8 protein-coding genes are annotated in these 8,827 nt (G+C 42.4%); all 8 read left to right on the top strand.

Translation table 11 applies throughout. The features are described 5' to 3' along the window. Positions 1 to 166: 166 nt before the first annotated feature. Complete coding sequence (locus NTX75_02810) at positions 167 to 604, top strand: C-GCAxxG-C-C family protein (GenBank protein MCX5815160.1); 438 nt, start codon at positions 167 to 169, stop codon at positions 602 to 604. Positions 605 to 936: 332 nt separating this feature from the next. Beyond that, positions 937 to 1,998: a DUF4325 domain-containing protein gene (locus NTX75_02805; protein ID MCX5815159.1), complete on the top strand. Its 1,062-nt coding sequence runs from the start codon at positions 937 to 939 to the stop codon at positions 1,996 to 1,998. A gap of 246 nt (positions 1,999 to 2,244) precedes the next feature. Beyond that, positions 2,245 to 3,351 carry an EVE domain-containing protein gene (locus tag NTX75_02800; GenBank protein ID MCX5815158.1) on the top strand — a complete coding sequence of 369 codons (1,107 nt, stop codon included), beginning with the start codon at positions 2,245 to 2,247 and terminating at the stop codon, positions 3,349 to 3,351. Positions 3,352 to 3,976: 625 nt separating this feature from the next. Beyond that, on the top strand, positions 3,977 to 4,756 hold the full coding sequence (locus tag NTX75_02795; protein ID MCX5815157.1) for a hypothetical protein: 780 nt from the start codon (positions 3,977 to 3,979) through the stop codon (positions 4,754 to 4,756). A gap of 568 nt (positions 4,757 to 5,324) precedes the next feature. Continuing rightward, the gene (locus tag NTX75_02790; GenBank protein ID MCX5815156.1) at positions 5,325 to 5,759 is read left to right on the top strand and encodes a pyridoxamine 5'-phosphate oxidase family protein; all 435 of its coding nucleotides are present in this window, start codon (positions 5,325 to 5,327) and stop codon (positions 5,757 to 5,759) included. A gap of 183 nt (positions 5,760 to 5,942) precedes the next feature. Beyond that, complete coding sequence (locus NTX75_02785) at positions 5,943 to 6,125, top strand: hypothetical protein (protein MCX5815155.1); 183 nt, start codon at positions 5,943 to 5,945, stop codon at positions 6,123 to 6,125. A gap of 119 nt (positions 6,126 to 6,244) precedes the next feature. Next, a complete protein-coding gene (locus tag NTX75_02780) occupies positions 6,245 to 7,390 on the top strand; it encodes a hypothetical protein (GenBank protein MCX5815154.1) in 1,146 nt (381 codons plus the stop codon). A gap of 179 nt (positions 7,391 to 7,569) precedes the next feature. Beyond that, positions 7,570 to 8,827: tetratricopeptide repeat protein (locus NTX75_02775; protein ID MCX5815153.1), on the top strand; the 1,258-nt coding region annotated here is incomplete at its 3' end.

The following is an 8,827-nucleotide window of genomic DNA, read 5'->3' as shown; positions in this document are numbered from 1 at the left end:
TTTTCTTGCATGAAGATCGATACCGCAGTAAAATTTGTGTTGACCTTTGTAAAAGTTCATAAGGCTTCCTCCTTAATTGGGTATTTTGGTTCCTCTCAAACCGATTCTACCATGTCTGGAGGAGGCCTTGAATAGTATCAAATTAATATGAAGAATGGAGGAACCGTTGAATAAACCTGAAGAGGCAGTAGAATGTTTCAAACAGACATTCAGTTGTTCACAGGCGGTTTTTTCTGCGTATGCCTCCGAATTTGGCATTGACATGGAGACTGCTCTTAAGATTGCAGGAGCCTTCGGCGGGGGTATGGCACGCATGGGTGAGACATGCGGGGCCGTGACCGCCGCATTCATGGTTATAGGGCTCAAATATGGCAAAACAAGAGCAGAAGATGAACCTGCTAAAGAGAAAACATACCAGGTTGTGAGGGAATTTGTAGAAAAATTCAAATTGCGAAACAGTTCCATCGTCTGTAGGGAACTAACCGGATGTGACATGAACTCGCCGGAGGGTTTACAGGCATTCAAAGAAAAAAATCTTCTCAAAACCCATTGTACAAAATTTGTAAAAGACGCTGCAGAAATCGTAGAAGAACTTATACGTTAGCTGATATATGGGAAGTAAATTATCATATATAGCATCTATTATATTAAAATAATTATCTAATTTTGTTATTACATATAGTTTGCCATAGGAGAGATACTTTAAAAACTATTTGTATTTATGGAATCTAAGAGTTAACATTCTGTATTATGAATTTTGAATTGAGAATTTAATCGCTGCAATCATTGAAAATGATTGCATTTTTTGTTTTGAGGGGATAAAATATTATAAAGTTAAATGTGGTGAAATGAAGGGTTAGCATAAGCAGTTGTTTACAACTTGTTAACAACTAATAAAAATTAATGTATAATAAAGTTGTAAACAACCGGAGGGTTATGGACATTAAAGAGCTTATCATCAATCAGTTAGCTGAAGAAGGGAAAATTAAGGTATCGGATATCGTAAAATTGACCGGTTTCTCAAGGGTATACATACATAGATATTTTCGTGAACTCCAGAACGAAGGAAAGATTCATCTGATCGGCAAGGCCAACCAGACACATTATCTGCTCACCGAAACAAAGGCAGCCCAACCCGTGAAAGAATCTCTTCGAGTTCATCGTATGTTGCGAAATAAGGACCTTGCAGAGGATGTTGTATTGGATCAAATCAAATCAGAGAGTAAAATCTTCTCCGGGCTTCCATCAAATATTGAAAGTATCATTTCATACGCTTTAACAGAAATGCTTAACAATGCCATAGAACATTCTCAAACAGACGTTATAGATATTAATATTGAACGAACAGGCAAACGTGTCTGGTTTGATATATCTGATAAAGGGATTGGAATTTTTAATAATATAATGCGGAAAAATGGCCTCAAGACACACCTTGAAGCGATACAGGATCTCTTGAAGGGAAAGCAGACAACAGCCCCTGCATTTCACAGCGGAGAGGGTATTTATTTTACCTCAAGACTCGGCGATCATTTCAATATTAAAAGTTCTCAAAAAAACTTGATATTCGACAATATTGTTGCAGATATATTTATAAAAGACATAGGAAGACCTGTCAGAGGGACGAAGGTTTCTTTCGAAATAGGTCTCGATTCCAAGAGGATAATTACTGATATTTTCAATCAATATACGGATGATTCCTTTGAGTTCAGCAAGACTGAAGTAAAAGTGAAACTTTTTCGAGAAGGAGTTGAATACATCTCAAGGTCACAGGCGAGGCGCATTGTGACGGGTTTAGAAAAATTTAAAACAGTTGAATTGGATTTTGCAGGTGTAAAAACAATAGGTCAGGGTTTTGCCGACGAAATATTCAGAGTTTGGCAGTCTCATCATGCTGATACGAAAATCATACCGGGAAATATGGGAGAAAATGTCCTGTTCATGATCAAACATGCTGTTCCTGATTTACAGCTTGTTAACAACTTTGATAATAAAAAGTAATCTAAGTTGTTAACTGTAAAACATAGCAGTAGAGGAAGCGGAAGGCTGTTCAATGTTCAGTGTTCAGGGTTTGCTGATAGTCGTGAACAATGAGCTAAACGCTGTACTCAAAAGGGGAAGGGATGGATTTAGAAGTTATGCAATCAGGAAGTAACATCTCTTTCACGCTCACAGCAACGCAACGATTGCAGTGCATGCAGCAATGTTCCCATGGTCCTCTTCAAGACCAAACTTCATGGGGGTTTTATGAATCGCAATTACTGGCTTGATCTTTTTACCGGAAAAACTTGGGAAGAATTCTTAAAACATGGTGCCAATGTAAGCGGATTTCGAGAACGCAGGCGTAAGATGTGTGAAAAGGTAAAGCCCGGCGATTATTTCATCTGCTACTTAACGGGTCTTTCCCGTTTTGTCGGCATCCTTGAAGTGAAATCGAAGATGTTCATCGATCACAGCAAAATATGGGAAGGCGAAGATTTTCCGTGTCGTTTCAAGGTGGATTTGATTTATCGGCTTGAGCCTAAGACCGCGATTCCCGTGCTTGATTTGAGCAAAGGACTCTCAATATTTAAAGACCTGAAATCAGAACACGCTTGGACAGGTTTTTTTAGGGGATCACCGGCATTGTTCGACCCAAAGGACGGTGAGGCTACCATTGAAGCCATAAAAAAATCGGTGTTAAGCTCTGTTGTGCGGGAATATGACGAGAAGAAATATTGGCGACAACCGAGAACATTTGAATCAAAAAAGGTCGGCGTTGTGACAGTTCCCGAAGAAACAATTGATGACACGGCCCAACCAAAAGACAAGAAGAAAGACGGTGCGTCCCATGAAGAGATTCAGTGGCTGCTGCTGAAACTTGGCTCTGATCTGGGACTCGACGTATGGGTTGCCCGGAATGACCGGAACCGTGAATATGAAGGGAAATCATTTCAGAAAATACCATCCCTCAGAAAGGAATTACCTCGGCAATTCGATGATGCCACGAATAGAACTATTGAGTTGATCGACGTCTTATGGTTGCAAGGCGATGCTATATTAGCGGCCTTTGAAGTAGAGCATACTTCATCGATATATTCCGGCTTATTACGCATGTCCGATCTTGTGAGTATGCAGCCAAATATAAAATTGAATCTGTATCTCGTGGCCCCTGATGACCGCCGAGAAAAGGTATTTACCGAAATCAACCGGCCCACATTTGCGCGGCTCAAACCGCCATTGCCTAAGATATGCAAATTCATTTCCTATGTGCAGTTAAAAAAAGAGATAGAGGCAATAGGGAACAGAATGAAGTTTATAAAACCGGAGTTTATTGATGAAATTGCAGAAAGCTGTGAGCCGGATGAATTGTAGGATAGTACCCGAGAATGCTGGAATAACAAAGGTGCTTGGGGGGGAATGGCACTTGTCGAATGTCAACGGCCTGTTGCCCAAATATGGTATTCGCAGGAACACTGTTGTTGCTCACCGTGTTCGCAATTGAACCTTACACTCCCCCACCCGCATGAACTTTTGCGGGTGGCCCCAAAAATGCTCGAAGGCGCGACTCGCGAAACGGGTTCCAGCGACGAAGGAGCTGCAAAGTTCTTCCTGCTCATATTCCAATCTTATTGGTTGTATGTATGTTTGGGCAACAAGCCGTCAAGGGCAGACAAGTAAGGATAAAAACAAAATATTCTCGTGTGTGTAACTTCCTATAGTCATTAATGTTTTATTTTTATAATTATTTATGATATTGTTAACACGGAACGTGAATTGCTGTGACCATATGGATATACGGTTGACAGCTTATCCCACAATAGAGATGCCAGGCGGCAAACGGAGAAAACAAACGTCAACCTTTAGCATCGGGAGAAACCGGCCCACTCGACTCAAAATGTTCTTGGCGGAATAAGACCTTCTCTCGGTATGCCGCTGGACGGTCGGTGCAGGATAGAACCCCATCGCATGAACTTTCGACTCGGCAAAGGAACAAACGATGACTGCTTTTGAACGCATCCGGGAAACCTCGGAATACATGATCATCGTGGCAGCAACGTTCGTCGCCCTCCAGGCGATGGTCATTGTCATGCACGAGTTTACCCATAGCACCAGCGCCTGGCTCCTCGGATGCATGCCAAACCCCCTCGACATCGTCTGGGGAAATCCTCTGACGATGTCGTGCTGGGACGAAGGAGTGCATTATTCTCGACTCTTCCCCTCCGCCAATTGCGCCGCGGAAGCGATTATCGGCGGTAGCCCCCTGGTCGTCCATGCGGTCATTGTTATCCTGGGCCTGGTGTTGCTGCAGAAAGTGGGGATGAGGAATAGGAAATGGCTCATGCACATCCTCTTCTGGTTCGTCATTGCCAATTTTATGGAACTTATTGCCTATATCCCGATGCGCGCGTTTGCCTCAGGCGGTGACACCGGCCATTTCAACCGGGGACTGGGGCTTTCACCCTGGATCCTCTTTATCGCCGGAACGCTGATGATCATGGCGGGATTGTACGTCCTGTTCCGGAGAATCCTGCCCCTTATGTATGCCGTCTTTGCGCGGGGAAACCGCCTCAGCGAATGGATGATCCTGTCTTTGACCGCCTTTTTTCTTTTTCTGTGGGGTAGCGGGATACGTGTGGTACTTTACGTCTACCCAGATCCCCAGTGGATGTTTGGTCTCCTTGGGTTTGTGGCATTTTGCTTGGTCTTGGTCGTATGCAATCCAAAGCGGACGCTAATCGCTGCTGCTGAACTCAAACGTTATCGCTTTCACTCGTAAATCAACAACTTTTGCTATCGTCCTATATCAACGCTTTGTAGATGCTAAATGGTAATATTGTCATGCATTTAAAGCTCTTTTAAGGTTTTAAAGTCATCCTTCTTGATTCATCTAAAAACTTTTTTATTAATAACTATGAAGGGTTAGAGTCATGCTGCCAAATGTTAGGTAGCATGACTTATGTCGTCTTATTGGAATATTTAAAAGAAAAAGTCATTTATTGAAAATGGGGTTTTACAAATAAACTTACCACATGCAACATTCACTGCTGCCCTCGTAGCAAAAACCCTTCTGGCTGGTACCGGGCGTGATTAGCATTATTGATTGCCAGGAGAAACATGTACATTTTGACCGCCCGGTACCGGATCTTTGGAGATTGTTTTTGTCTTAGTGTGGATAGGTATTTATACGTTACACCTTGAACTAAACAGCCTTGAAACATAATAGTTTATCTGTACTTTCAAACGGTAATCATCTATTGACTGTAATACATAATTTTAGGATTTCTATTGAAATACAGCATCGTGCATGTTAATCATGGAGAACGCTTGAACCACCACTGATAGAGATGACATTTCAAGAATATATCGACTATATAAAAAGAAACCCCGTTGGCTTTCTTGCTACGGCAATCGGGGATAAACCGCATGTCCGTCCGATGACTGTCTGGCTTGCTGATGAAACGGGGATTTATTTCTACACGTCTCGGGTCAAACCCCTTGTATCACAGCTTGAAAAGAACCCCAACATTGAAATCGCCTTCCACCAGCCTGGTACACCACCGGACATCGACTCTATCTTAAGAATCTCGGGCCAGATAGAGTTCGTGGAAGATATGGCAATCCGTGCCCGTCTCTACGAAACCTTTTCCTGGCTGAAAACGATTGGAACCGGAAGACCGGACAGCCCGACCATTGTCGTGTTCAGAATCCCGCAGGGGCAGTTCAACTATTGGACATGGGAAAATAACGTCAATCCCGGGCCCTGGGTTGAGTTTCCGTAAAAGCTCTGTAGAATAGGGTTCAGCCTTGCTTCCTGAAAGGGTGGTTTTACACCTTCAATCGGATATGCAACATTACAAGAGGAAAGAGGGGCAGTCAAAATCTCTGGAGTTGCGAGCTTCTAAACCAGCGTGGCAGTCACACGCTAATTTTTCAGAAATTTAGATTTTAGGGGGGTAATAATAATGAGTTACAAAGTCCAGCAGAAAAAAGTCAAGCTCTCCGACATTAAGCTCAATCCTGACAATCCCCGACAGATCAGCGAGAAACAGATGCAATACCTCATTAAGTCCCTTAAAGAATTCCCAAAAATTATGGTGTGGTTTTGCTTGGGAATTGTTAAAATTGCTGATAAGAATACTATTTGAGAAAATTATAGCGTGCAGTAGAATTGTTGTTCTCCCGGCGCTTTGCGCCCCGATTACACGTAAAAAAAGGGCATTAATATCCAGGTTATCTGCTCAGTGCATAAAAGGAGGTGTTTGTTATGAAGAAATGCTTTTATCCAATATTGATTACACTATTCGTATTATCAGTATTAGTAATGAACACGACAACGGTGTCAGCTGCCGGCATTGAGATGAACTGCCAAGGAACCATAGATTCATGGGTACTAAGTGGCTACTACAAGCGGGGTGAATGCCACTGTTTCGGTGGCCGACCGGTTTGCAATAAGGGCTCATTCTCTTCAAGTGGCTATATCCCACCCTCCGGCAGGCTAAGTCCATCACAACAGATGGCTGTTGGAATTGTAGGCAGCCTTTTCAGTAGCATATTTAGTGGAATGTTTGATGATTCGACTTCATCTCCATCTACAGATAATTCTTATCAGGAACAATTGAGAATACAGCAGGAAGAACAACGGAAGAAAGAGATGCAAGCAGCTATTGATGCGTGGAGGGATGCACAGGAGAAGGCGGCACAAGATGCTTTGAAGGAGCAGCAGAAAAAAAGAGAGCAAGGGGCATTGCTTATTGATAAAATGGATGGCGGTATTACCGGTGGTGGAGGAAAGCTTGAGCCTATGTGGATAGCCCGGAAGCCAGAGCTTAAACCCATACAGCTTGGCGGGCATAAAACTTCCGACCTCAAACCCATGGAAAGACTTCTTTGCACATCTTATTTTTCAACCCGTGCCCTTGAGGAGACAAAAAAAGGAAACCGCGAAGGTGCAAAGTTCTTTAGTGAACAGTCTGACAAGGTGATGATCGGAGCAGAAACTGATATTGAATGCAAATTTCCTCAAACGCCGGATGTTCCAATTCCACAAGCAAAGGCAGTTCAGCAGATGGATTCAAAAAAATTCACAGTCCTTATGGAAGGTTTTAATATAAAGCTTAAAGAACTTCAGAACGTTGAAGCCAACCTTAATAAAGTAAGACAGGAAAAGCAGACGGCAGAGGAAAATCTGAAAAAGATAGATGAAAAGATAACAGAAATAAGTAATCAGGTGCAATCCGCACAAAAACCTGAAGAGAAGGCTCAGGCAGATGATCTTCTTCAACAGGCACTTGCTGCAAGGTCAGATGCAGAAAATCAGGTAAACACCGCAAAACAGAATGAACAGGAGCTTCTTAATAAGACAAAGGATATGGCAAAGGATATAGATTCACAACTAAAATCCATTCAATAGGGAGAGTAGGTTTAAAATAAAACAGGAGATGAAGTATAAAAAAATTATTTCAGAATGTAAAAAACTGATAGAAAGCAAATAAGAATTAACAACTTTAAAACATTGAAAAGGAAGAGGGTATGCTCAAGGATATGCAGAAACAAGTCAAATTGTATGAAGATAAACATGGAGGTATCGTCATGAGAAAATTGGTTTCAGCATGCTTGCTATTGATTGCTATTTTGTCCGGTTGCATAACCAATGTAACCAATACTTACAGGCCGGGATGGGATTATTACCGTGAAGGTGAGGTTGAAAAGGCTGTACAACATTTTCAGGGAACTTACACCGCCCTATGCAAAATCTATTCGGAAACCGGGCAGTATGAGAAGGCTGTGAAAAGTTGTGAAGAAGCCTTACAAAAGTGGCAGCCCATTCGACGTACGGATTATAAGGATATAAACGAGCTTCTTGAAGATGGTTTGTTTTTTGAGGGTAAAGCTGTATGGGTCGGGCGGTTGTCTGACGCCTATGAGCACACAGGGCAAATTGGGCGCGCCATAGAGGTCATGAAACAGTGGGTAACAGCGGATAATCCAAATGATTCCGGCGGTTTTGCAAAGCTATCGGCCCTATACATAGCAAACAAACAATATGACGAAGCAATAACAGCGGCCAAGAGGGCGATAGAGCTTAAGCCTGATAATGCTAACGCTTACAACGATCTCGGCATAGCGTATTCACATAAAAAACAGTTTGACGAGGCATTAAATGCTCACCAAAAAGCCATTGAGATAGAACCAAAAAATGCAACTCTTTACACTAATATTGGCAATTTATTTCTTCAGAGGGAAGATTATAGCAGGGCGGCAGACAATTATAAAAAGGCAGCAGTACTGACTCCGAATGACACGAGACCCCTGTTTGCCCTTGCAAACACATACAGACAGATGGGCAGATACGATGAAGCTATTGAGGCAGCAAACAAGGCAGTTGCATTGATGACTATAACCGGAGTGGGATTGGGAATCGCAATTAAGGGAGATTACCCCGTTGTGCAAAGACAAATAGTCGGTGAATCGGGGCTAATAGAAGGACCCGCTAAAAGAGCAGGCATAGAAGCCGGTGATAAAATAATCAAGATCAACGGGCAATCAACAAAAGGGTGGGATTTAGATAAGGTTATCCAAAATGTAAAAGGCTCAGAAGGAACACAGGTTGTCCTTACAATCGAAAGAAAAAACTTTGATAAGCCTATAGAAAAGACAATCATAAGGGAAACTATTATCTTTAAAGGCGCAGCTCCGCTTTTCGGTCTAAGAAGCCTTGCCTACAGAGAAAAAGGCAATCTTGAATATGCCTTTAAAGATGCCGAAAAGGCATATTCCCTTGATCCGAATGACAGGTGGGCAAAGAGCGCTATGAGTATCGCGTATATTGATAAAGGTCAATATAACG

It is taken from the genome of Pseudomonadota bacterium, assembly GCA_026388315.1.
Classification (GTDB): domain Bacteria; phylum Desulfobacterota; class Syntrophorhabdia; order Syntrophorhabdales; family Syntrophorhabdaceae; genus MWEV01.
The sequence above is the reverse complement of the archived record's forward strand: the minus strand, read 5'-3'. Positions and strand labels throughout refer to the sequence as shown.

Coding starts and splice junctions, on each gene's coding strand:
- NTX75_02795 (MCX5815157.1), top strand. CDS start 3,977: ATGACTGCTTTTGAACGCATCCGGGAAACCTCGGAATACATGATCATC.
- NTX75_02805 (MCX5815159.1), top strand. CDS start 937: ATGGACATTAAAGAGCTTATCATCAATCAGTTAGCTGAAGAAGGGAAA.
- NTX75_02780 (MCX5815154.1), top strand. CDS start 6,245: ATGAAGAAATGCTTTTATCCAATATTGATTACACTATTCGTATTATCA.
- NTX75_02800 (MCX5815158.1), top strand. CDS start 2,245: ATGAATCGCAATTACTGGCTTGATCTTTTTACCGGAAAAACTTGGGAA.
- NTX75_02790 (MCX5815156.1), top strand. CDS start 5,325: ATGACATTTCAAGAATATATCGACTATATAAAAAGAAACCCCGTTGGC.
- NTX75_02785 (MCX5815155.1), top strand. CDS start 5,943: ATGAGTTACAAAGTCCAGCAGAAAAAAGTCAAGCTCTCCGACATTAAG.